Here is a 23,287-nt window from a genome sequence, read left to right as displayed (position 1 = left end):
ATTCATTATATTTTTATAAACTACTGTAATTTCCTCAATAACTTGGCAGGGCTACCTGCCAAAATTGAATTTTCCTCAAAGCTTTTGGTTACAACCGAATTAGCCCCAATAACTGAATTGGCCCCAATTGTAACACCCGGCATAATACAAACTCCCTCCCCTATCCAAACGTTATTCATCAATATAACTGGTCCCTTAGAAAACAATTTTCTTTCTGTTGGTGCAATTCCAATATCATCTTTTGTAAGATTTCCATGATAATGGTCAGTTATGAATACTCTACCTGCAATCAATACATTATCACCTATAGTAATGTGATTAATACACCCAACATGAAAATCAGCTCCTATACTTACATTGTTACCTATTACAATACTTGGGGAAAACTTTTGGCCCATATATTCATCAATAGCCTCCATCCTTAAATTATGCCAACTAGCAAAATTATCACCAATGGAAATATATTTAGGATTTCCAATATAAGCTGAAGGGGGAATAAAGCAATTTGAGCCTGCTTTTCTAAATTGCACAATTATGTCATTGTCTTTATGACTTTCTTTATGCAATAGTTTTGCAAACAACTCAAGACGAGTTAATTTTTTTATAAAAAATTTATAGCTTTTCTTTAACATATTATAAACTCCCAGTTTTTACTTTACTAAAATGTGACAGCTCTCTTAATATTCCCGTAACTGATTCAGAAAGGACTGTGTCCTTTTCTTTTGATAATAATTCAAGCCGTGTTTTAGAAATCCAATGGTCTACTATTGTATCATTTTCGGCAATTGCGACATCAATTTCATAATTCCCGTCTCTTATTGGCAGTCTAACATCAAAAACAAATTTATGTATTCCTGGCGTCAATTCGAAATACAACCCATTTCTATCTCTACTATTGGTTCCATATACAATTTCTCCATCATTACCCCTAATTTGAAATCCTACTTCAGCCTTATTTAATTTGACTTTGTTAACAAATTCAAAGCAAAAAGATAACTCCTGCCGAGGTTCACAATAATGTCTCTGTTCATCTCCTACCTGCAAATACCATTTTAAGAAATAATTATCCTTTTTATTCTTATTTATTTCTCTACCTCCATCCACTTCATCATTAGGAGTAGAGAAATAGTCATTTAAAACAGTAGAGATATCAGCAAAGGATTCAACCCTACCTTGATTTAAGAGAAGTCCGTTAGTGCACAATCCTCTAACAGCTGCTATGTTGTGACTTACAAATAGTACTGTGCGGCCATCATTGACACTTACATCTTTCATCCGCCCTAAACACTTCTTTTGAAACTCGGCATCACCAACAGCCAATACTTCATCTACGATTAGAATTTCCGGTTCTAAAAAAGCGGAGACAGCAAAGGCTAAGCGTACATACATGCCACTGCTGTAGCGTTTTACGGGTGTGTCAATATAGCGCTCTACACCTGAGAAATCCACAATTTCATCAAATTTATTGCGTATTTCTATCTTAGTCATACCCAAGATTGCCCCGTTGAGAAAAATATTTTCCCTACCTGTCAACTCTGGGTGGAAGCCTGTACCTACTTCAAGTAGCGAAGCAATCCGCCCTTTTATATTAATACGACCGGTAGTAGGAGCCGTAACTTTCGACAGAATTTTGAGTAGTGTTGATTTACCAGCCCCATTGCGGCCGATAATGCCAAGCACTTCGCCAGCGCGCACCTCAAAATTGATGTCTTTGAGCGACCACACGAAGTCACTACTGCCTTTAGTAGTGCGGTCATTAGTATCGCCAATTTTAGCAAATGGGTCTTCTTTACCTCGCAATCGTGCCCAGGCCCGATTTAAATCGTGGCTAAGAGTGCCAGTTCCAATTTCACCTAAGCGGTATTGCTTGCCTAGGTTCTCTACCTTAATAACAGTATTACTCATAATTTTTAACTAAGCTTTTTTGTTATCATTTTTCAATGATAAGTTCATCGAGCATTATCTTAGGTTACAATAAGCTCTAATCAATTATTCTCTATTTGCCAAAAAAAGGGACAATTGGAAAATCAATTGTTAAACTGTATCAGTAAAGCTTTTTTCAACTTTGTTAAATATGACAATTCCAATAAATAATATAATAAAACTAGTAACAATACTATAACTTAAATAAGCACCGTTGAGTGTACCAGAACCCAAAAAGCCATAACGAAAGGTTTCGACAATAGCGCTCATTGGGTTAGCCACCATAATCCATCGGTACTTAGGTGACACATTGGCTAGGGGAATAATAACGGGGGTAGCATACATGAGGAGTTGCACCCCAAAAGTGAGCAACATAGCTAAGTCTCGGTATTTAGTAGTCAAGGCACTAAATATCATGCCCAGCCCCAATGATAGCAATCCCATTAATACTACCAGCAATGGTGTGAGCATGAGCAACCAGTTGGGGTGTAAGGCAGAGCTAGTAGTAAGGTAATACGCCCATACTATTAAAAATAAGCCAAATTGAATGCCAAAACGCACCAAATTGGAAAGTACAATAGACAGCGGCATAGTGAGGCGTGGGAAGTATACTTTGCTGAACATAGCCGCATTAGTCACGAACACGGTGGATACGGCCGTCAAACTTTGCGAGAAGTAACTCCATACAGTAATACCGGCCAGATAAAATACAAACGGCGGCAAACCACTAGTATCAAGTTTGGCCACGCGGCCAAAAATGATGTAAAACGTGATAGTGGTAAGTAGAGGTTGAATAAAGAGCCAGATGGGACCTAGGATAGTCTGCTTGTAATTGGAAACGAAATCACGCCGCACAAACAGCATCACCAAGTCGCGATAGCGCCACACATCGCCAAGACGTAGGTCGAGCAAATTGGTGCGGGGCTCTATGATTTCAGTCCAATGCTCTTGGTCAGGAGCAGTTAACCTAGCGGACTCGGCCGACTTAATAGCTTCTACAGTTTGCACAGAATAAAATTCTAATTATCAGATTAGTTAATGAAGAGTAGCTATCGAGCACTAATAGCAAATAGCCGTGCTTTATAGCTACGCAAAGATAAGGCGAACCGAAGTGCGGCCTCGGCTGCTTATCATACTGAAGCTTGTTGCCGGAACTTTTAAGCTGGCTGCTGGTCTTTGAAAGCACTAGCATACACGCCAGCAACGCCTTCTTCTAACCCAATGCTGGCTACCCAACCATGCCCAGCTAGCTTGCTTACATCCATTAGTTTGCGAGGTGTACCGTCAGGGTAGTCCGAATTGAAGCGAATGTTACCATCATAGCCTACAGTGCGTTGCACTAGCTCGGCCAGTTCACGAATACTTAAGTCAGTACCAGTGCCAATATTTACTAGGCCGGGCTCATTATAATTTTCGAGCAACCAGTAACAAGCATCGGCTAAGTCGTCTGCGTGCAGGAACTCGCGGCGCGGCGTACCGGTACCCCACACTTCAACTTCAGGCACACCAGCCTCTTTCGCTTCATGAAATTTACGCAGCAGTGCTGGCAGCACGTGCGAGTTCTTCAAGTCGTAGTTATCGTGCGGGCCATAGAGATTAGTTGGCATGGCCGAGATGTAATTGCAACCATACTGGCTTCGGTAGGCATCGCACAGCTTGATGCCAGCTATCTTGGCGATAGCGTAAGGCTCGTTAGTGCTCTCTAGCTCACCAGTTAGCAGCGCTGTTTCCTGCAGAGGTTGCGGGGCAAATTTTGGATAGATGCACGACGAACCTAGGAACAATAGCTTTTTCACCCCATTGAGATAGGAAGAGTGAATCACGTTGTTCTGAATCATCAAATTATCATACAAAAACTCGCCTCGGTAGATGTTGTTGGCATTAATGCCGCCTACCTTAGCTGCAGCCAGCACTACATAGTCGGGCTTCTCCTGCGTGAAAAAGTCCGCTACAGCCTGCTGATTACGTAGGTCGAGCTCGCTAGAAGTCCGAGTTACAAAGTTGGTGAAACCCGCCTGCTGCAAGCGGCGGAGCATAGCCGAGCCTACCATTCCACGGTGACCAGCAATATATATTTTGGCGTCTTTTTCCATTATGTAGTGCGGAGCGCAAATAAAATCAGTTAGTAGTTTACCAAAGCTTAGCTTTGGTCAGACTCTTCTAAGTTATTTAAGTTATATTACTGCTTCCACCAGTCTAAATTAGGCCGAGAAGTATTTATTGTAGCTGGCTGCATTGTGCGTAATAATCCTTTGGGAAGGAGCTTTTTTAGCACTGGATTAATGCTGGCCCCTAATATCATGCGGCGAGTGCGAGGGCTGTAGCTGAGCAAGCCCGGTAGCTTGGCAAAGGCAATGGGCCGGGCCAACTGCATGTCGCGCTTACCTGTCCAGTTGATTTCCCAATACGTGTACAGGTTGCGGCGCTCCTCGTCGGTGAGGCGAAACTTGGTGCCATACCGCGGTTCCTGCTCACACAGTTCCACCATCTTTACCAGGTTGGGGTACCATTTGTCGCTGGTAACGGTGCGTTGGTCGGGGTGTAGCTGGTATACAGCCAGCATATCGGGGATGTAGTGGCCCGGCGCGAGGTGCGCCACCCGGTACCACTGGTCGATATCGGCGCACATATCTACTTCGCGGCGCATTCCACCGGTTTCCTCAAAATAGTGGCGCTTCACAAACGTGGCGTGCTGAGGCGGTACCGTTTGAAACAGAATGGTGCGCGGGGTAATCTCGCCGACCGGATTGCTACTACCTATCACGTTGCCTTGCAGGTCGATAGAGTACTCGCCTCCCGAAATAAAGCTGGCCTCGGGGTATTGTAGGAAGGCCTTAGCCATCGCCCGAAATGCGCCCGGCAAGTAGTAGTCGTCGGAGCTTTGCACCGCCAATATTTCGCCTGTGGCCCGGGCCACACCTTTCGTTACCGCATCTACAAAGCCTTTATCCTTGGCCGACCACCAGATAAGGCGGTCGCCGTAGCTCTTAAGCACGTCCACAGTTTCGTCCGTCGAGCCGCCGTCCGATACAATAATTTCGATGGAGCCAGGATAGTCCTGTTTTAAAATACTATCGAGCGTGCGACCAATGAACCGCCCCTGATTCCAGGACGGGATGACAACCGAAACAGAAGGGAATTCCTGCATTGCGAGTGTACTACTTAGTAAGGGCCACTACATCGGCCAGCCAGAGGTCGAGCAGCTCGATTTCCTGAGCGGTCACAATGTTTTCTTTCGCCAGCTCGGCATAAGCTAGGCGTAGGTTCTCCCCTACCGTGTTGGCGGGGTTGATGGCGCGCTGCACAGCCGCAATCACACGGTTGGGGTGCAGATAGCAGGGGATTTCCGACTCAAAATCCTTGACGTAATCGTGCGGGTTGCGAACTTGGATTACTGTGGCCTCAGTGAAGCCTAGTCGGTAGCCGTGCGCCCACATAATGGGCTGGGCTACCAACCCACGCAGAATGTCAGTAAAGCGAAACGTAACGTAGGCCGGCAGATAGAGCAGCGGAAACAGCTCGCTGCGTATGGCCGTGTTTTGCGAGTTGAAGGGGCAAAGCGTGCCCTCAGCCAGTACAATCGGCGCACGTTTATTAAAGAAAATCTCCGTATTATCGACCAGGCGATAGATGGCATCCACATCGGGGTCACTATCGGCCAATCCCTGCCAGATACCGATTCTAGCGGCCTCCTGTGTTAGCTCTTCCTCTTTCAGGTTGTGGTCCTGGTTGAGAATAAGGTCGAGTGGGTAGCCACGGGGCCAGATGTGGTGGCTGGTAAAGTTTTTGTAAATATTAACGAAGCCTTTGCCGGCCGGCGAAGTGGCAAACGTACCTTCCGTAGCCGGAAACTCCCAGCCTTCATACGGAATATTATCATCATCGGTATCAACGATTACCTGCGCGCCACCCTTGATAGCATGCAGATAGCCTATCATTTTGCGGCCATAGTGGTTGAATGGCAGTTTTTCGCTCAAGCGAAAGCCAGCTGCTTCCTGGTCGGCTACCGACAGATACGTTACGTTGGGCTCGTTCCAGTCGACCGGCGACTTTTTATCACCGGCCACTACCAACTGATAATCAGATAGTGCGGCGAATTTAGTAACGGCCTCAGTAGGCGCAAAAATGGACGTAATGACGATGCTGGATGGTGCCATAAATAGCAAAACAGGGGCGTTGGCCTTTGAAAAAGCTCCGCAAGCAGTTGGTTAGCGGGTGCAAAGGTACGCTATTTAAAGCAGCGGCGGCGACAGCCGGGCTTTGACTGGTATTGGGGTCGCTGCTTACTCATTTTATCGCCCGGTGGCTACCTCTCATAAAACCTCCGTATCGCTTGGGCTACGGTTACTACTGTTGCCTCCGTCATGCCCGGCCACAGCGGCAGGCTGAGGCTGGTAGCCGCTAATTCTTCTGCGATGGGCAATGCACCGGCCGGCAGCCCTAGGTGGGCGTAAGCTGGCTGCCTGTGCGGCGGCACAGGGTAGTGCACCAGTGTCCCTATGCCCTGAGCGGCCAACTGCTGCTGCAAGGCATCGCGCCGGGCCGTATGCACCACGTAGAGATGCCACGCCGACTCGGCTCCTGCCGCTAGGGCTGGCAGCTGCAAGCCGGAGAGGCCAGTGAGCTGCTCGGTATACCAGGCAGCCAGTTGCCGGCGTTGGCTGGTCCAGGCAGCTAAGTGGCGCAGCTTTACCTGCAGCACGGCGGCTTGTAGTTCATCGAGGCGCGAGTTGTAGCCTAGGAGCGTGTGGTGGTTTTTTTGCCCTGAGCCGTAGTTGCGAAGCAATTTGATATATTCTGCAAGGTCAGCATTGTTGGTGGTGATAGCTCCAGCATCGCCTAGGGACCCCAGGTTCTTAGTGGGGTAAAAGCTGGTGCCGCTCGCGTCGCCAAAGCCACCGGTCGGCTGGCCGTTGAAAGAGGCCCCCTGTGCCTGGGCATTGTCTTCGACCACCAGCAACCCGTGCTGCCGGGCCAGAACCATAATCTCCGGCATCCGGCAGGGCTGCCCATATAGGTGCACCGGCATAATGGCACGGGTACGGGGCGTTAGGGCTGCTTTGATGCGAGTGGGGTCGAGGTTGCTTGTAGCAGGGTCAGGCTCCACCGGCACTGGTGTGGCCCCAACCTGCGACACGGCCAGCCACGTCGCGATATAGGTATTGGATGGTACTAGCACCTCATCGCCGGGACCGATACTCAGGGCCCGTAGCGCCAGCGCCAATGCCTCTAAGCCATTACCAACTCCTACGGTGTGTTTGACTTGATTAAAATCGCTGTAAGCTTGCTCAAAATGTACTACCTCGGGCCCTAAAATGTACCACTGCGAATCGTACACACGGCACATGGCTTCCAGCACCTCGTCGCGGATAGCCGCGTGCATTGCCTGCGACGAAAAGAACGGAATCGATAAGCTACTCACCAGGGCAAAGTAACTGATTTTACCGCACACCAGCCGCTGCGCAAAATTTGAAGCTATTTAGCGAAGTCGCCTAATTATGGCTGGGGTGGGCAGCTGACTCCCTAAACAGCTTCGTTAGCTCAAGCCTTCTTCTACTTAAAAAAAGTTGGCTAAAAGCTAGTCCCCCTCTGTTACCTTATGCTGAGCGTGAAAAGGCATAGCGCATGGCGTAGTACTTGATAGCCTTTTTTACTATGTGCAGAAATTTTGCGGCAGATAGATAAGGCTCTAAACAACTTTCCGCATACCGACAACAACGTATTCTATTCCAAGTAAAACTTAACTTTCCCAATAAATTCACAAATCAATCCTACTATACTGCCCGGTAATGTCATATTTTACCTTACCTGTAGCATGATTTAACCTTACTGTAATTGGGGCATAATTACAAATTAACTAAAAATCAACTTTTTAATTAGGTTTTATACAATTATGCAAACGAAACTGACCTTGCAAAACTTGTATTTTGCAAGGTCAATTGTTTCATAGCCAGGCTCTCGCTTTCCGAGCTTTTCCTACAAATGTGCCTCTATGCTACCTTTTCAAAAATTAGCCAAAATACCAATTTACTTCGCTTCTCGCCACACCCGCTTAAACTCTTGGTAATCGCGAATATAATCTTCTTCGGCAAAGGGCTGCGACGCCAGTGCTAGCTGCACCGCGCCTGGCGAGTACTGCATGGTATGCCACACATTGGGCGGTACGTATAGCCCCACGTGCGGGTTCTCAAGCCGGAATACCTCCAGTGTGCCATCGGCACGCTCTATGTTCACCACTATGCGGCCCGCTACTGCCAGCAGTATGTGCTCGGTGGCATAGTGTGCGTGGCGGCCCCGCAAAATATTATCGGGCGTGCAGTAGGCCCAAAATACCCGGCGTACCGCAAAAGGTAGCGGTGGTACTACCTGTTCCGATACAGACAGATAGCCGACATCTGTATCACCAATTTGCGAAAAATTTAGTATGTGCGGCGCTGGGTAAGAAGACATTACAAAAAAAGCGGAGCTGGCTCATCGCCAACTCCGCTCCTAAGATAGTAAGCTCCAGGCTTACTTCACGTGCTCTTTAAAGTACTCCAGTGTGCGCTTCAAGCCTTCAGCACGGTCTACTTTGGGCTCCCAACCTAGGATTTCTTTAGCCTTAGTGATGTCGGGCCGGCGCTTCATGGGGTCGTTTTCGGGTAGGGCCTGATAAGTTGGTTTAAACTCTACACCAGTGAGTTTGGCTATTTCTTCCCCAAACTCTTTGATAGTGATTTCCGCAGGATTACCAATATTCACTGGCAAGTGGTAATCGCTCAGTAGCAAGCGGTAGATGCCATCTACCAAGTCGTCGACGTAGCAAAACGAGCGCGTTTGCGAGCCGTCGCCAAATACTGTTAGGTTTTCGCCTTTCAGTGCTTGTGAGAGGAAAGCTGGCAGTACGCGGCCATCGTCCAAGCGCATGCGCGGGCCATAGGTATTGAAAATGCGGATGATGCGTGTTTCTAGGCCATGGTGGTTGTGGTAGGCCATCGTAATCGCCTCCTGAAAGCGTTTGGCTTCGTCGTAGCAGCCGCGTGGGCCTACGGGGTTTACGTTGCCCCAGTATTCCTCTATCTGTGGGTGAACTTCAGGGTCGCCGTAGACCTCCGACGTGCTGGCAATCAGCATGCGGGCGCCCTTCACGCGGGCCAAGCCTAGCAGGTTGTGGGTACCTAGCGAACCTACCTTCAGCGTCTGAATCGGAATTTTGAGGTAGTCGATGGGCGAAGCAGGCGACGCAAAGTGCAGAATGTAATCGAGCTTGCCGGGCACGAACACAAACTTGCTAACATCGTGATGATGAAACTCAAAGTCTTCGCGCTTGAACAAGTGCTCGATATTAGCTAAGTTGCCCGTCACGAGGTTATCCATCGCGATGACGTGATAGCCTTCGGCTAGAAATCGGTCGCAAAGGTGCGAACCTAGAAATCCGGCCCCGCCGGTAATAAGTACGCGTTTTTTTTCTTCAGCCATTTTTTGGTAAGCTGTTAGCTTCTTTTAAATTTGGAAGGACGTCACTGATAGCTACTGACTATCAGTCAGTAGCCAACAGCTCAGTATTAAGCTACTGGTTCCTTATGGTCGGTTTTTACTCCAATGCAGTGGTAAGCAAAGCCAACCTCTCTTAGCTCAGCCGCGTCATAAATATTGCGGCCGTCGAAAATGACCTTTTGCTTGAGCAAGCGACCTACCACCTCAAAAGAGGGAGAGCGGAACTCAGGCCACTCCGTCACTACCAATAGGGCATCAGCATCTACCAATGCCTCAAACTGGTCTTTGGCGTAGGTGATAGTGTCACCTAGGGTATGCTTAGCTTCCTTCACAGCTACTGGGTCGTAGGCTGATACCGTAGCACCCTCAGCCAGCAGTTTTTCGATAATAACGAGCGAAGGAGCTTCGCGCATATCATCAGTTTTGGGTTTAAATGACAGACCCCAAATAGCAAACTTTTTGCCCTTCAAGTCGCCACCAAAGTGCTTCTTCACTTTGCTAAACAGCACTTCCTTCTGGGCTTCGTTCACGCCCTCTACGGCTTGCAGTACCTGCATTTGGTAACCATTTTCCTGTGCCGTTTTTATGAGGGCCTTCACGTCTTTCGGAAAGCAGGAACCGCCGTAGCCAATGCCAGGGTAGATGAATTTGGTTCCAATGCGAGCATCAGAGCCGATACCTTGGCGCACTTTGTTCACATCGGCGCCCATGATTTCGCATAGATTAGCGATATCGTTCATGAAGGAGATTTTAGTAGCCAGCATCGAGTTAGCGGCATACTTAGTCATCTCGGCCGACGGAATATCCATGAAGATAATCGGGTGGCCATTCAGCAAGAAAGGCTTATAGAGACGGCGCATTACTTCCTCGGCCCGCTCAGAGCTGATGCCTACCACGATGCGGTCAGGTTTGAGGAAGTCGTCAATTGCGGCGCCTTCCTTTAGGAATTCTGGGTTAGAAGCCACATCAAATTCCACGTCAGCATCGCGCTTCGTGAGTGCGTTTTCTACCTCAGCGCGCACTTTGGCAGCGGTTCCTACAGGCACTGTGCTTTTGGTAACGACCACACAGTAGCCATCTATATTCTCACCTATGCCACGGGCCACAGCTAGCACATACTTCAGGTCAGCCGAACCGTCTTCACCGGGAGGGGTACCCACTGCAATGAATGCCACATCAGCACCCTTGATACTTTCTGCTAGCGACGTAGAAAAGTGCAAGCGACCAGACTTTACGTTGCGGGCCACCATTTCTTCTAGGCCTGGCTCGTAGATAGGCAGGATACCGTTGCGTAGGTTGTCAATTTTCTTCTGGTCGATGTCGATACAGGTGACGTCAATGCCTACTTCGGCAAAGCACGTACCTGTTACCAACCCAACGTATCCGGTACCTACTACTGCAATTTTCATTTAAAAGTCAGGTATTTAGTCAAGATTTAGCTCAGTTTGCAAGCAATATAAACAGCTCAAAGTTAACTATCCAATCGATTCGGATAGCTAAGACAAATCTCGCTGCCAATATTCATAGACTAGAGCATATATTTCTTCCACCAATACTGGAATACCAGCAGCGCCCAAATGCGCGCGTGTGCATCGCCCGGATTATTGGAAAAGAGCTGTTTCTTGAGTTGCTGCACGCCCGCCACGTCGAAAATACCTTGGCTAGCTATGTAGTCATCAGCCAGTAGGTCTTGCTCGATAAGGGGGCGCAGCTCGCCACGCATCCATTTTAGCAATGGTACTTCGAAGCCATGTTTGGGGCGGTCGTAAAGCTCGGGGGGCAGCATCGGCCGAAAGGCGTCCTGTACGATTTTCTTTTTCATCGTGCCATCGACCTTACTGCTCACGGGCAGTGAGAAAGCGAAGTTGACTACCTTATAATCGAGGAAAGGAGTACGTACCTCCAGCGAGTTGGCCATGCTCATGAGGTCAACCTTGGTGAGCATGTCATAGGGCAGCACCAGCAGCGTGTCGGTGAGCAATACCTCATTGAGGTCACCATCGGCATGGATGTGCTCTAAGATGTCCTTGCGGCGCTTGGCAGCCAGCTTCTTACCTACTTTGCGGCGGCTATCGGGGCTCAGCAAGTTGTGCGCTTCTTTCTCCGAAGCAAAGCTGGCCCAGTCCCAATACCGGTCTTTGGGTCCGCTGAGCATACCGCGCGAAAAACGCTGAAACTGCCGAATTTTGTTACCTAGGTACGAATTGCGCGACTTGGGCAGTATGTCCCAAAGCAGGTTCAAGCCAGTCACGGCTTCGGCCTTGAAGCCGCCCTGCCGCACCCGGAAGTCGCCCATATGCTTGTTATAACCGCCAAAAATCTCGTCGGCTCCATCACCGCTTAGCGCCACCGTTACGTGCTGGCGCGTGCGCTGACTAAGCACGTGCACGGCCAAGGCCGATGAATCGGCGAAAGGCTCGTCGAAGTAGTCGAGCATCTGAAACAGATGCTCATATAAGTCGTTGTTGCTTAGCGAAAACACCGTATGGTTGGTGTTGTGCATCTTCGCTACCAGGTTAGCGTACTTGGTTTCGTCGAAGAACGGCTCATCGCGGAAACCGATGCTAAACGTATTGAGGTGCGGCGTGTGGCGGGCGGCCAGCGCCGTTACCACGCTCGAGTCGATGCCACCGCTCAAGAAGGACCCTAGGGGCACGTCGGCCACGAGTCGGCGCTCTACGGCTTCGTCCATCAAAGTCACCAGCTTTTTCTGCTGCTCCTCGTAGCTCAGCTTGTTTTTAGCGACTTTCTTGGGGTCGTAAGGAACCTTGTACCAGCGCTTGCGCACTACCTTATCGCCTTTGATAAAGAGATAATGTCCAGGCAGTAGCTTCTTTACTCCCTTGAAAATAGTGGCCGGGCCCGGTATATAATTAAGTTGCAAATACTGGCTCAAGGCCACGTAGTCGAGCTTGCGCGGCACACCTAGGGCCAGCAATGACTTGAGCTCGGAGCCAAACAGCAAGCGGTCCTCATCGCGGTACACGTGCAGGGGCTTTACGCCGTAGCGGTCGCGAGCAATGAACAGCGAATTTTCTTCTTTATCGTAGATGGCAAAGCCAAAAAAGCCATTTAGCTTTTTGATGAAGCTGCGTCCTTCGCTAATATACAGATTCAGGATAACTTCGGTATCCGTCTGCGAATGAAAGCGATAGCCTTTTTTCAAAAGCTTTTCGCGCAGCTCGCGGTAGTTGAATATTTCGCCGTTGAAGACGATGGTATAACGACCCGATTCGTCGGTCATAGGCTGATTACCATCGGCCGAAAGGTCGAGAATGGCTAGCCGGCGAAAACCTAGGCCACACTGGTCGTACACAAAATGTCCCTGCGAGTCGGGCCCGCGGCGCTCAATGGCGTCGGTGGCAGCTTGCAGACGGGTCAGGGCCGAGCGGCCCGAGTCGGAGAAGGCGTAAGCGCCGGTTATTCCACACATAATATAGCTAGTAAGCAAAGATACACGGAGGCCCGACTTAGCCGCCCGCCGACACCGGAAAAGCCGGATTTGGAATAGTACGCAACCTGCGGCTTGCCAGCGTAGTACAGCTACTAGCCGGCAGTTTGCCGACTTAGTTCGATTTTTACCCTCCCCCACCCCATGGAGTTACAACAGCAATTTGAAGCCGCTGCACAGCAAGTAAATGCCCTACCCGACGCCACGGCGGCCCAACACATGACCGAGCTTTATGGCCTGTACAAGCAAGCTACCGAAGGCGACGTAAATATGAAGTCCGGCGAGGTTGATGCCGATGAAGCCGACCAGGCCAGCGGCCCTGCCGGCCTCTCGCAGGCCCAGTGGGAGTCTTGGGACAAGTATAAAGGTGTGCCCGAAGAAGAAGCTAAGCGCCGCTACGTAGCCAAAGTAGCCGAAATAACCGGCGGCCAAGCCAATGGCGGCACCAACGCCGATGCCGTACCTACCGACGCTCTCACCAATGCGCCTATGGCGCCCGACGCACCGCTGGTATCTGAAAAGGAAAACGATACAACGTCAGCGCAACCTGGCTTCGGCCCTGGCCAGAGCACTGGTGGCCTGCGCGGTGACATCACGGCCGGCGCACCTTACGGTGGCGAGGACAAGCTGAAGGGCGCGCAATAAGTTTCCGCGCTGTAAGAGCCAGCCTAGCTAGCCCTAGTGACCTAGGGCTAGCTAGGCTGGCTCTTACTTTATAGCCATTTACGGTAAAGATTAAATAATATGCGGCGGTCACGCTCTGTTATTTCGGCGCTGCTATCGTAGGGCACAAAATGTCGCTTGAAGGCTCGAATAGCCGCGGGCATATCCTGCGTGTCGTAGCCAATAATGCGCAGGGCTTCACGGGGCGTGATGCCTGGCAGAGCCAGCCCGAGCGAATCGGTAGCAAAAGGCGCAGCGGTGGTATCACTTAACACTAGCTCATCGTACCAGAGCCCGAAGCCTCGTGCCGCCAGCCGCTGCCACGGAAACAGCGCGCTCGGGTCGTTTTTGCGCGTGGGCGCGATGTCACCGTGCCCAATAAAATTGGCCGTCGGAATATTATACGTGCGCTTTAGACTACCTAGGACCCGCAGCAGGCTTGCAAGTTGCGCTTCTTGAAATGGCTCGGTGCCGTCGTTGTCTAACTCAATACCGATTGATACTGAATTGATATCAGTAACGTTACCCCAGCGAGCAGCCCCGCCATGCCAGGCTCGCAGGTAGTCATTAAGCATGTGAAAGGTTTGGCCATCGCGCCCAATTACATAGTGGGCGCTCACCTGCGTTTTGGTCAACGTGAAGGTTTTGAGTGTCTGTTCAGTACTGTGCTGTGCCGTATGGTGAATGATGACATAGTTAGGCTTGCGCAAATTAAAATTGACGGTACCAGCCCAGTATGGTGCTGGTGGCAGGCTATCGGCAGCCAATGTTGGCTGCTCCCGCAGCTGCTTGGCCAAGTCGCGGGCCTGACGCTTGTAAACCTTGTTTGTAGCCGCGTAGGGCCCAGCAGCGCAAGCTGTAAGAAGCGCTCCAGCAGCCACCACTATGCCAAGAAAATGTAGTTTGTACATACTTAGTGCGTTACAACCGTTAACTCGCTCGATTATTCTTCATTTCCCAAGCAATATGCTTCGCAAGCTCGGTAGGAAGGATACAACAGAAGGACTACCCAATAAAAAGCCCTTGCAGCTAGTAGCTACAAGGGCTTTTTATTGGGTAAGCTAGGGCTTACTTCGCATAGGCCACCGAGCGCATCTCCCGAATTACAGTCACTTTAATCTGACCGGGATATTGCATTTCTTTCTCGATTTTCTGTGAAATTTCGAAGCTTAGCTCGCCAGCACGCTCATCACTTACATTCTCGGCATCAACGATAACGCGTAGCTCACGGCCAGCCTGGATGGCGTAGGTCTGGTTGACACCTTTGAAAGCACCAGCTGTTTCTTCCAGTTGTTTGAGGCGCTTGATGTAGCTCTCCATCATTTCGCGGCGGGCGCCGGGGCGCGAGCCTGAAATAGCGTCGCAGGCCTGCACAATAGGCGAAATCAATGCTGTCATCTCCATCTCGTCGTGGTGGGCGCCGATGGCGTTCACTACGTCAGGATGTTCCTTGTATTTCTTCGCCATTTCCATCCCTAGGATGGCGTGGGGCAGTTCAGGCTCCTCGGTACTCACCTTGCCGATGTCGTGGAGCAGGCCGGCGCGGCGAGCGTGCTTCACATTGAGGCCAAGCTCGGCGGCCATGGTGGCGCATAGGTTTGCTACCTCGCGGCTGTGTTGCAGCAGGTTCTGGCCATACGACGAGCGGAAGCGCATGCGGCCTACCATCCGAATCAGCTCGGGGTGCAAGCCGTGAATGCCTAGGTCGATAACAGTACGCTCACCAATCTCAATGATTTCCTCCTCTATTTTCTTAGTGGTTTTAGCCACAATTTCCTCTACACGGGCGGGGTGAATACGGCCGTCTTTCACTAGCAAGTGCAGCGAAAGTCGCGCAATTTCGCGGCGCACTGGGTCAAAGCCCGAAATGATGATGGCCTCGGGCGTGTCGTCTACGATAACTTCCACGCCAGTCGCGGCTTCTAGCGCCCGGATGTTGCGGCCCTCACGGCCGATAATCTTGCCCTTGACATCGTCGCTTTCAATGTTGAACACTGACACGCAGTTCTCGATGGCATGCTCCGAAGCCGTACGCTGAATGGTTTCTAGCACCACTTTCTTCGCGTCTTTGGTGGCCGTGAGCTTGGCCTGCGCCACGGTGTCCTTGATGTAGGATGAAGCTTGTAACTGCGCCTCATTTTTGAGACTTTCTACTAGTTGCTCGCGGGCTTCGGCGGCAGTGAGGCCGGCCACTTTTTCAAGCTGGCCTTGCACTTCGTGCAGCCGCTCTTCGGCTTCCTGCTGCTTGGCTTGTAGTTCGGCCACGGCGGCTTCGTGCTTGGCTTGGCGCTTTTCTTCCTGCTGCTCGAAGCGAGTGCGTTGGTGTTCGGCATCGGCCTGCACTTTCTCGCGGGTGGTTTCCAGCTCTTTTTCTTTGTGCTGGAGCACTTCGAGTTGCTTCTGGGTCGTGTCAGTGAGGTGCTTAATGCTCTGCTCTTGGGCTAGCACGCCCTGGCGCCGCTCAGTCAACTCCTGCTCTAAAGCGGTTTTTAAGCGCTGGCTTTCGGCTTCAAACTCACGACGCTGGCGCTTTTGCTCCTGCTCGTACTCGTTCTTCAGGTTACGAAACTTATCCTTCGACTGCTGGATGCGCTCGTCGCGGGTGCGGGTGGCCTGTGTTTCGGCCTCTTCTAATAAGAGCTGAGCCTTGGCTCTAGCTTCGGCTTCGTGGTCTTGGCGGGCCTTACTGGCCAGCTGGCGGCCAATGACCAGTCCGCCAATTAAGGCAATGACGGCCGTCAGCACGCAATATAAAAGAATGGATGACATGAAGTTATGGAAGTGAAGTGACTCAAACCATAGCCATGCGCAAGTTACCAGGCCAGGACTAGTGGGGCCGCTTGCCCCATCTGGCCCGGCCGGGCCAACGAAATACGGGTGCTACTCGGCCGCCCTAGGCAGCCAGCACCACGCCAGACAGCAGCTCATCGAGGCGCGCTAGGCGCTCGGTAAGGGCTGCATCGGTTCCATCCTTTTCTTTGCTAACTTTCAAAGAGTCAGCCATGGTGGCGAGGGCTACCATCGCCAGCAGGTCTTGTTTGTCCTGAATGCCATACTTTTCCCGATACTCGCGCAGCTGTTCGCTGAGCTGCCGGCCGGCTAGGCGCAGACGCTCTTCGTCGGCCACAGCTACCCGCATGGGGTAATCACGGTCAGCGATGCGAATTTTGATAGCTAAGTCGTTCATAGGAAGGTAGTAGACAGTTCAAATAGGTGAAGGCAAGTTATTCCCTCAAATAGGCAAGGCACTTATCTATTTCGCGGATGTATTCGTTGAGGCGTTGTTTCAGCTCGTTGGCCTGGGTGGGTTCCCCGCCGGCTATAGTCTGGACAAGTTTAACAATATTTTCTTGGTTTTGGTACTCTCGCAATTGCTTTTCGCGCTCGCGGCCATCGGCGCGCAAGTGCTCGATGGTGGTGCGGGCGTCGGCCAGTTCTTCACGCACCTGCTGATAGGCAGCCACTAAGGTGGTTACCTGCCGCTCTAAGCGGTCGAGTTGCGCGTGTTGCTGGGACGATGCCACGAGAAAATAGGAATTGCTCCGCGAAGTTAGCGCCTAGGTTGCAAGAAACGACGCAGTTTTAGACAGTGCTTCTTGCTGACAGGCATCTCAAAAATCGTTTAGCCAGTGGGTTGTAAGGCGTATTTCTTTGTAAAGCTGCCTGCTTGTTTAGCTAGCTAGCCTTTCCAGAGCGCTGTGCGCCGGACAGTCCTTAGCTACAGCACAACAAAATTTCTTCATAATTAACTAAGAAATCAGTGCGCTACATCATCGCCCAGAAAATCTAGGCCTGGCATACCGATAGGAGCACCAGGCGGCAAGTCTAGCGCTGGGGCAGGCGTAAATTTATTGGGGTCTTCCTCAAACTTACCGATTTGGGCGAGGCCAAACAAAAGATTGGCCTTTTGGCGAGACTCTGCGCCAGCCAAGCGGCTGGTCATCCATTGCTTAAGGTCAGTTATCGCAAGTAGGCTCTCGCCACGCACGCTTTCGGCTGCATTGGGGCTAGCTGCTAGCTCCAGCAGCGACTTGAGAGCAAGATTGTTGACCACTACCTGAATCTGACCGGCGTAGCCGGCTACCAAAGGTGTCTTCCAGGTTTGGGCTAGCAGCTTGTCGACTACCGGCAGGAAACCGGGCTGCTGGGCATCGCGGGCGTGGTACTCGACTAGGCGCGCGGCGCGGGCAGGGTCAAGTATTGAGGAGATACTAGGCGCAGCGGCCGACTCAGCGGCGGCAATGGGGTCGAAAGTAGGACCAGTGTGGCCTGAGAAGGTTTCGAGGCTGCTGGGGTAGCCCACGGGCCGCGGCGGAATCTGCTGCAGTAGTTTTTCGGGCAAGGCCAGGGCAGCGGGCGTCACGGTGGCCATCAGGGCATCGAAGGCCCGCCACTGCTCGGCAGGCTCCACCATTTTAGTAATCACTTGGCCGTCGCCTTTCACGGCGTGCGTGAAGTACAAGCCACCTAGGGACTTAGCGGCGGCCTCTACTTGGTAGCGGTGCAGCAGGTAGATAGGTACCAGCACTTCTTCGAGCGTGGCCATGGGCGCGCCGGCCGGAATGGCATTGGCCGAAAACGTGTCGAGCACGTGCCGCCTCACAGCCATCAGCTTGTTGAGCTGCGCAATGGCATTTTCGCCATCGTCCCACTGGTTAGCAAGCGGGTGCACGTAGCCCCCAATGTCGGGGATGAAGATGTGGCCTTCCTTCAGCGTTTCCTGCATGATGGCAGCCAGGCCTTTGTGCTCATCGGTCCCCTTCGGGAAGTCCTGATACCCCCACAGGATGGCGCGCTTGTCCCAGCTGCCGATACCAGTGGCATAAGCCTGCGATACGTCGATAGTACCATCCGACTTCAGCGAGAAGCGTGGGAAGGGGTAGTCCATCACCGAGCCGCGGCCGTGGGTGCTAGAAGTAAAATTGTGATACAGCCCGAGGGTGTGCCCAATCTCGTGGGCCGACAGCTGCCGAATGCGCGCCAGCGCCAACTCCTCCATCTGCTTAGGCACCTTCTGGCCGTCTTTGTATGGTTGGAGCAAGCCCTCGGCAATGAGGTAGTCCTGCCGGTGGCGGTCGGAGCCTAGGGTCACTACCCCCTTGATAATTTCGCCGGTACGGGGGTCGATGTACGACGAGCCGAAGGAGAACGCCCTAGGATTGCCCGCGCGGTCAACCCAGTTCACCACGTTGTAGCGAATGTCCATAGGGTCGGCACCCTCCGGCAATTCTTTTATGATGAAGGCATTGCGGTAGCCGGCCGCCTCAAATGCTTGGTTCCACCAACCGCCACCCTCAATAAGCGCGCGCTTGACATCGGGCGGCGCGCCACGGTCTACATAGTACACGATGGGCTTCACCGGGTCGCTGAGTTTGGCGCCGGGGCTCTTCTTTTCAAGGCGGTGGCGGCGGGTGTAGCGCCGCACCTGCGGCTCGCTCATGGGCGCCGAAAAATCTTGGTAGGTAAACTGGTTGAAGCCCGAGCGCGGGTCAAACTCGCGGGGCTGGTATTTGTCGTCGGGCAGTTCCACAAACGACTGGTGCATGCGCACGGTCACGGCGTTGGGGTCGGGCGCAATGCTGGCGCCACCTAGGCCAAAGTCGCGGGTGCCGCTAGGCCCACCCACAAAGGTCACAAGCGCTTCAAACTCTGAGTTCTTTGGAAAATTCTTCGTGTTGCTAGGGTCTAGTGCCGAGCGCGTTTCGTCGAAGCGGTACGGGGCGGGCGCTGGCCCCGCCGCTCCGCCGCGCAGGCCTGCAAAGTTGCGGCGGCCCAGCTGGTCGGTCAGCTTCTGGCTGTCGCGTACTAAGAAGGGAGTCAAGTCAATCAGCGTTTTACTGCCCTCCACGGCCACCGGCGAGAAACCCCAGATAACCGACTTGGCGAAGGCACTTTCCACAGCGCGCTGCTCGTCAGGATTTTTACTGGTGGCGCGATAAGCTAGGTTAGGCTCTATCAAAAAAACCTTAGGGCCGATTTTACTGAACTTGGCAATGGCTGAGGAAGCTGCCCCGCGCTCGGGGCCTCCTAGGCCTACCCCATCGGTAAGCGAGCTGAAATACAAAAACTCTTGGTCAAACCGCTCGATTTCGAGGTAGATTTTGCCCGTTTTATCGTCGTAATAAAAAGGGAAGTACCCGTCGAACTTCTTCAATCCCTGAGTGATGGTGCCAAGGCTGGTAGCCGCCGGGCGGGCCTCAGCGCGCGGAGCAGAAGCAGTATTGCTAGGAGGCGCCGTCTGGGCTGAAGCAAAGTTACTGGCAGCTAGCAAGCTACCTAAGAGTATAGAAGTACGCTTCATTCAAAGGGGCTAGTGGATTAGAAGCCGTAGTATAGCAGGCAAACCAGATTATAGTGGCCTATTCATATAAACTTTTGTCCTAAAACATTAAAAACTAATCTGGGAAAGCGTCTATTAAAGAGTATAATCGCTACTGCTTAAACGCAAAAAAGCCCGCCGCGATTAGCGACGAGCCTTTAGTATTCAATGCATTACGCTAAGCACCTAGGCGCCGCGCTTTTTCTTGGTTTTTACCTTTTGGCCATTTTCTTCGGTTTTGGTTTTGCCATCGGGCATGTCAGCCGAAGTAGCGCCAGGAGCGGCAGTTGGTGCGGCGGCAGGCGCTGCAGCGGCCACAGGCTGACCGTTCACGTCCAGTTCTACCACGTCGTAGCCGAGTTCTGACAGGCCAGGGAAAGCCTTGGCGCGGTCGCCCACTACCACGATGTACATTTTGTCGCCGGGTAGGTATTTCTGCACTGAGGCCGTCACGTCTTCCTTCTTTAGGGCCTTCAAGATATCCGCCTGCTGGGTCACGTAGTCGGGCTTGAGGTCGTACTCTACGAGGCGCGACAGGAAGCCGGCTTTCTGCTGGCCGGTTTCGTAGCGCAGGGCGTCGCTTTGGCCCACCGAGCTTTGTAGGAAAGCTAACTCCTCATCCGAAATGCCGGTGCGGTAGTTGTTGATTTCCTTCATAAACTCCTTTACCGAGGCGGCAGTGGCATCGGCGCGTACGCCAGCCTGAGCCGTGAAAGGCCCGGCAAAGCGCGTGCTGCGGTAGCCCGAGTTGGCACCGTAGGTATAGCCTTTGTCCTCGCGCAGGTTCAAGTTGATGCGCGAGTTGAAGGCGCCACCTAGGAGGTAATTGCTTAGGTAAGCGCGGTAGTAGTCGCCGGTGGCATCATAGGGCAGGGCGGTGAGGTAGCCCACCCGGATTTCGGATTGTGCCGCACCGTCCTTATTGATGAAGTAAATCTTGGTCTTGTCGGGCTGGGCCTGGGCTACCGGAGCAGTTGGCAGGGTCACGTTTTTCTGCGGCCACGCCTTCAAGAAGGCCAGCGGCTGCTCGGCGGCAGCTTGGTCGAGGTCGCCCACTATGGTGAGGTAGCTCACGTTGGGCGCATAGTACTGCTGGTAAAACTGCTTCACGTCATCGAGCGTGATGCTCGTCACGCTGGCCGTAGTGCCATTGCTGGGCACGCCCATGATGTCATTCTGGCCATAGAGCAGCTTCGAGTAGGCGTTGTTGGCAATTACTACCGGCTGCGTCACTTGGTTAGCAATGCCTTGCAAGGTTTGCTTTTTCACGCGGTCGAAGTCGGCGGCATCGAAGCGCGGGTGCAGCAGGCGCTGCTCGAGCAGTGCCATCGTAGCAGGCAAGTTTTTGGTGAGCGTTTGCACGTACACCGTCGTGTTGTCGGCACCGCTAAACACTTGGATAGCGCTACCTAGGCGGTCGAGCGCAGCGGCAAATTCCTCGCTCGTGTACTTCTCCGACCCTTCGTTCAGCATTTGGGCCGTGAGGGCCGCAATACCAGCCTTGCCAGGGTTGGCTTGCTCGAGCCGGTGCCCGCCCCGGATAGTGAGCTGCATGGTAGCCGTCGGAATTTCCGTGTTCTTGGTTCCGATAAGCTGCAAGCCATTGGCAAACTTATCCTGCCAGATAGCGGGCACTTTCACAACCGGGTTGGCACCGGCGGCAGGCTGCTTGCTGCGGTCGAAGGTGTCCACAGCCTTCACGTATTTCAGGCCGTCGTAGCCGTAGTTGGGCGCTTTGTAGCCCGCAGCCGAAGCCGTGTAGTTGTCTTTGCCAGCTACCTCGTCGAGCTTGCCCTTAGGCACCACGCTCAGAATTACAGCATGTTTGCCCTGGATATACTTGGCAAAAACGCGCTGCAAGTCGGCCTTGGTGATGGCGCGCAGCTCCTTCAAGTCAGTAGGCAGGCGGTTGGGGTTGCCAAAGAACGTTTGGTTGGCAGCAAGTTGGCTCACTTTGCCCTGCACACTGGACAGGCCGTTAATGAGCTGCGCCTCGGTGCTGGCTTTGTACTGCGCCACTTGCGCATCGGTCACGCCGTTTTTGGCAAACTCGGCTAGCGTCTTGCGGAAAATGGCTTCTACGCTATCGAGGCGCGTGGTGGGCGCATTAAGCGAGATTAAGGCAAGTTGACCACTCAGCTCAGAGTTTTGCTGATAGGCCTGGGCCTGCACTGCTTTCTGGGTTTTCACCAGGTTTTTGTAGAGCAGCGACGTCTTGCCGCCACCAATAACGTCGGCCAATGCATCGAGCGCGGCCTCGTCGGGGTGGCCGTGCGGCACCGTCGGAAACACCATTTGCAGCATCGGAAAGCGCACATTGTCCTCGTAGCTCACGTAACGGTCGGCGGTGAGTACGGGCGCGGGTAGCTTCTGTACTGGCACGGCCGGCCCGCGCTTGATGGGTCCAAAGTACTTCTCGGCGTATTTCAGCACCTGCGCCGCGGTTACGTCGCCACCCACGGTCAGGGTCGCGTTATTAGGCCCGTACCAACGGAGGAAGAAGTTCTTGAGGTCGTTGACGTTTGAGTTGTCTAGGTCCTTCAAGTAGCCGATGGTCAGCCAGGAGTATGGGTGGCCGTAGGGGTATAAGGTCTTAGCAACATACTCGCCAGCCAAGCCATACGGGCGGTTATCGTAGTTCTGACCACGCTCGTTCTTTACCGTAGAGCGCTGAATCTCAAATTTCTTCTGGCTTACGGCATCCAGCAAAAAGCCCATGCGGTCGGCTTCGAGCCACATGGCCGTTTCGAGCTGGTTGCTCGGCACGGTTTCGTAGTAGTTGGTGCGGTCTTGGTTGGTCGAGCCGTTGAGGTCGCCACCGGCCGCTGTCACGAGCTTGAAGTGCTGCTGGTCGCCGACGTGGTCGGAGCCCTGAAACATCATGTGCTCGAAGAAGTGTGCAAAGCCCGACTTGCCAATCTGCTCGCGGGCCGAGCCCACGTGGTAGGTCACGTCTACGTGCACCAGCGGGTCGGAATGGTCTTCGGCCACCACCACTGTCAAGCCGTTGGGCAGCACGTACTTCTCGTATGGGATTACCAGCTCGCCGGGCTTTTTGGTTACTTTTTCGACCAGGCGGGCGCCGGTAGCACCCGTAGGCGCCTTCACTGTGGGCGGTTTGGGCGTGGTCGATTTGGCGCCAGCTGGCTTGGCCGCTGGTTTTTGCTGCGCCGACGCAGGCACCACGGCCAGCGCCAGGCCCAGCCCGCACAGCCACGGGTAAAGAGTAGGTACTTTCATAAGAAGAAAAAGGATAAAAAAACCGGCCAAGGTGGGTAACCGGCCTGCAATGTTACTCGCCAAGTGGCCTTTAACATTACATCTAATCACCTTTTTTTACTGCGTAACGACTGTTCCAAACCCCTAGGTCACTCAAAATGCCATAACGCAAATAAGCTCCGCAGCAAAGGCTGCCAACGTTGATTAACGTTAGCTACTTCTGCCACGGAGCTTAT

18 protein-coding genes are annotated in these 23,287 nt (G+C 52.4%); 1 reads left to right on the top strand and 17 read right to left on the bottom strand.

Going from position 1 to position 23,287, the window contains the following annotated elements; translation table 11 throughout:
- Positions 1-20: 20 nt before the first annotated feature.
- From FNT36_RS18860 to asnB, 11 genes are all read right to left on the bottom strand, one after another.
- Positions 21-632: a DapH/DapD/GlmU-related protein gene (locus tag FNT36_RS18860; RefSeq protein ID WP_144850892.1), complete on the bottom strand. Its 612-nt coding sequence runs from the start codon at positions 630-632 to the stop codon at positions 21-23.
- A gap of 1 nt (position 633) precedes the next feature.
- Entirely contained in the window at positions 634-1,905 is a 1,272-nt protein-coding gene (locus FNT36_RS18855) for an ABC transporter ATP-binding protein (RefSeq protein ID WP_144850890.1), read from the bottom strand.
- Positions 1,906-2,034: 129 nt separating this feature from the next.
- A complete protein-coding gene (locus tag FNT36_RS18850) occupies positions 2,035-2,931 on the bottom strand; it encodes an ABC transporter permease (RefSeq protein ID WP_233636060.1) in 897 nt (298 codons plus the stop codon).
- Positions 2,932-3,080: 149 nt separating this feature from the next.
- Positions 3,081-4,016, bottom strand: coding sequence for a GDP-L-fucose synthase family protein (locus tag FNT36_RS18845; RefSeq protein ID WP_144850888.1), 936 nt, complete (start codon positions 4,014-4,016; stop codon positions 3,081-3,083).
- A gap of 86 nt (positions 4,017-4,102) precedes the next feature.
- On the bottom strand, positions 4,103-5,071 hold the full coding sequence (locus FNT36_RS18840; protein ID WP_144850886.1) for a glycosyltransferase family 2 protein: 969 nt from the start codon (positions 5,069-5,071) through the stop codon (positions 4,103-4,105).
- 10 nt (positions 5,072-5,081) lie between these two features.
- The gene (locus FNT36_RS18835) at positions 5,082-6,080 is read right to left on the bottom strand and encodes an STELLO glycosyltransferase family protein (protein WP_144850884.1); all 999 of its coding nucleotides are present in this window, start codon (positions 6,078-6,080) and stop codon (positions 5,082-5,084) included.
- Positions 6,081-6,229: 149 nt separating this feature from the next.
- Positions 6,230-7,345: a DegT/DnrJ/EryC1/StrS family aminotransferase gene (locus FNT36_RS18830; RefSeq protein ID WP_233636059.1), complete on the bottom strand. Its 1,116-nt coding sequence runs from the start codon at positions 7,343-7,345 to the stop codon at positions 6,230-6,232.
- 605 nt (positions 7,346-7,950) lie between these two features.
- Positions 7,951-8,373: a sugar 3,4-ketoisomerase gene (locus FNT36_RS18825; RefSeq protein WP_144850882.1), complete on the bottom strand. Its 423-nt coding sequence runs from the start codon at positions 8,371-8,373 to the stop codon at positions 7,951-7,953.
- Between the two features lie 60 nt (positions 8,374-8,433).
- Positions 8,434-9,381 carry a UDP-glucuronic acid decarboxylase family protein gene (locus FNT36_RS18820; protein WP_144850880.1) on the bottom strand — a complete coding sequence of 316 codons (948 nt, stop codon included), beginning with the start codon at positions 9,379-9,381 and terminating at the stop codon, positions 8,434-8,436.
- 86 nt (positions 9,382-9,467) lie between these two features.
- Complete coding sequence (locus tag FNT36_RS18815; RefSeq protein ID WP_144850878.1) at positions 9,468-10,808, bottom strand: UDP-glucose dehydrogenase family protein; 1,341 nt, start codon at positions 10,806-10,808, stop codon at positions 9,468-9,470.
- Positions 10,809-10,927: 119 nt separating this feature from the next.
- The gene (gene asnB / locus FNT36_RS18810; protein WP_144850876.1) at positions 10,928-12,832 is read right to left on the bottom strand and encodes an asparagine synthase (glutamine-hydrolyzing); all 1,905 of its coding nucleotides are present in this window, start codon (positions 12,830-12,832) and stop codon (positions 10,928-10,930) included.
- A 162-nt stretch (positions 12,833-12,994) separates the two neighbouring features.
- Between asnB and FNT36_RS18805 the strand changes: the two genes are divergently transcribed.
- Positions 12,995-13,495 carry an acyl-CoA-binding protein gene (locus FNT36_RS18805; RefSeq protein ID WP_144850874.1) on the top strand — a complete coding sequence of 167 codons (501 nt, stop codon included), beginning with the start codon at positions 12,995-12,997 and terminating at the stop codon, positions 13,493-13,495.
- A gap of 68 nt (positions 13,496-13,563) precedes the next feature.
- Here FNT36_RS18805 and FNT36_RS18800 read toward each other — a convergent pair whose 3' ends face one another.
- From FNT36_RS18800 to FNT36_RS18775, 6 genes are all read right to left on the bottom strand, one after another.
- On the bottom strand, positions 13,564-14,424 hold the full coding sequence (locus FNT36_RS18800; protein WP_144850872.1) for an N-acetylmuramoyl-L-alanine amidase: 861 nt from the start codon (positions 14,422-14,424) through the stop codon (positions 13,564-13,566).
- 157 nt (positions 14,425-14,581) lie between these two features.
- Positions 14,582-16,282, bottom strand: a complete 1,701-nt coding sequence (rny, locus tag FNT36_RS18795) for a ribonuclease Y (RefSeq protein ID WP_144850870.1) — start codon at positions 16,280-16,282, stop codon at positions 14,582-14,584.
- A 124-nt stretch (positions 16,283-16,406) separates the two neighbouring features.
- Positions 16,407-16,700: a cell division protein ZapA gene (locus FNT36_RS18790; RefSeq protein WP_144850868.1), complete on the bottom strand. Its 294-nt coding sequence runs from the start codon at positions 16,698-16,700 to the stop codon at positions 16,407-16,409.
- Between the two features lie 37 nt (positions 16,701-16,737).
- On the bottom strand, positions 16,738-17,037 hold the full coding sequence (locus FNT36_RS18785; protein WP_144850866.1) for a hypothetical protein: 300 nt from the start codon (positions 17,035-17,037) through the stop codon (positions 16,738-16,740).
- 233 nt (positions 17,038-17,270) lie between these two features.
- Positions 17,271-19,814: a zinc-dependent metalloprotease gene (locus FNT36_RS18780; protein WP_144850864.1), complete on the bottom strand. Its 2,544-nt coding sequence runs from the start codon at positions 19,812-19,814 to the stop codon at positions 17,271-17,273.
- A gap of 204 nt (positions 19,815-20,018) precedes the next feature.
- On the bottom strand, positions 20,019-23,072 hold the full coding sequence (locus tag FNT36_RS18775; RefSeq protein WP_144850862.1) for a M16 family metallopeptidase: 3,054 nt from the start codon (positions 23,070-23,072) through the stop codon (positions 20,019-20,021).
- Positions 23,073-23,287: the final 215 nt, after the last annotated feature.

Origin of the sequence: Hymenobacter setariae (assembly GCF_007713685.1) — a bacterium.
In the GTDB taxonomy this organism is placed as follows: domain Bacteria; phylum Bacteroidota; class Bacteroidia; order Cytophagales; family Hymenobacteraceae; genus Hymenobacter; species Hymenobacter setariae.
This window is presented reverse-complemented; position numbering and strand designations above follow the sequence as displayed.

What these genes read in the sequence shown, in the direction of transcription:
- FNT36_RS18790 (WP_144850868.1), bottom strand. Translation starts at nt 16,700, where the DNA reads ATGAACGACTTAGCTATCAAAATTCGCATCGCTGACCGTGATTACCCC.
- FNT36_RS18805 (WP_144850874.1), top strand. Translation starts at nt 12,995, where the DNA reads ATGGAGTTACAACAGCAATTTGAAGCCGCTGCACAGCAAGTAAATGCC.
- FNT36_RS18780 (WP_144850864.1), bottom strand. Translation starts at nt 19,814, where the DNA reads ATGAAGCGTACTTCTATACTCTTAGGTAGCTTGCTAGCTGCCAGTAAC.
- asnB (WP_144850876.1), bottom strand. Translation starts at nt 12,832, where the DNA reads ATGTGTGGAATAACCGGCGCTTACGCCTTCTCCGACTCGGGCCGCTCG.
- FNT36_RS18820 (WP_144850880.1), bottom strand. Translation starts at nt 9,381, where the DNA reads ATGGCTGAAGAAAAAAAACGCGTACTTATTACCGGCGGGGCCGGATTT.
- FNT36_RS18855 (WP_144850890.1), bottom strand. Translation starts at nt 1,905, where the DNA reads ATGAGTAATACTGTTATTAAGGTAGAGAACCTAGGCAAGCAATACCGC.
- FNT36_RS18775 (WP_144850862.1), bottom strand. Translation starts at nt 23,072, where the DNA reads ATGAAAGTACCTACTCTTTACCCGTGGCTGTGCGGGCTGGGCCTGGCG.
- FNT36_RS18800 (WP_144850872.1), bottom strand. Translation starts at nt 14,424, where the DNA reads ATGTACAAACTACATTTTCTTGGCATAGTGGTGGCTGCTGGAGCGCTT.
- FNT36_RS18860 (WP_144850892.1), bottom strand. Translation starts at nt 632, where the DNA reads ATGTTAAAGAAAAGCTATAAATTTTTTATAAAAAAATTAACTCGTCTT.
- FNT36_RS18825 (WP_144850882.1), bottom strand. Translation starts at nt 8,373, where the DNA reads ATGTCTTCTTACCCAGCGCCGCACATACTAAATTTTTCGCAAATTGGT.
- FNT36_RS18815 (WP_144850878.1), bottom strand. Translation starts at nt 10,808, where the DNA reads ATGAAAATTGCAGTAGTAGGTACCGGATACGTTGGGTTGGTAACAGGT.
- rny (WP_144850870.1), bottom strand. Translation starts at nt 16,282, where the DNA reads ATGTCATCCATTCTTTTATATTGCGTGCTGACGGCCGTCATTGCCTTA.
- FNT36_RS18840 (WP_144850886.1), bottom strand. Translation starts at nt 5,071, where the DNA reads ATGCAGGAATTCCCTTCTGTTTCGGTTGTCATCCCGTCCTGGAATCAG.
- FNT36_RS18845 (WP_144850888.1), bottom strand. Translation starts at nt 4,016, where the DNA reads ATGGAAAAAGACGCCAAAATATATATTGCTGGTCACCGTGGAATGGTA.
- FNT36_RS18835 (WP_144850884.1), bottom strand. Translation starts at nt 6,080, where the DNA reads ATGGCACCATCCAGCATCGTCATTACGTCCATTTTTGCGCCTACTGAG.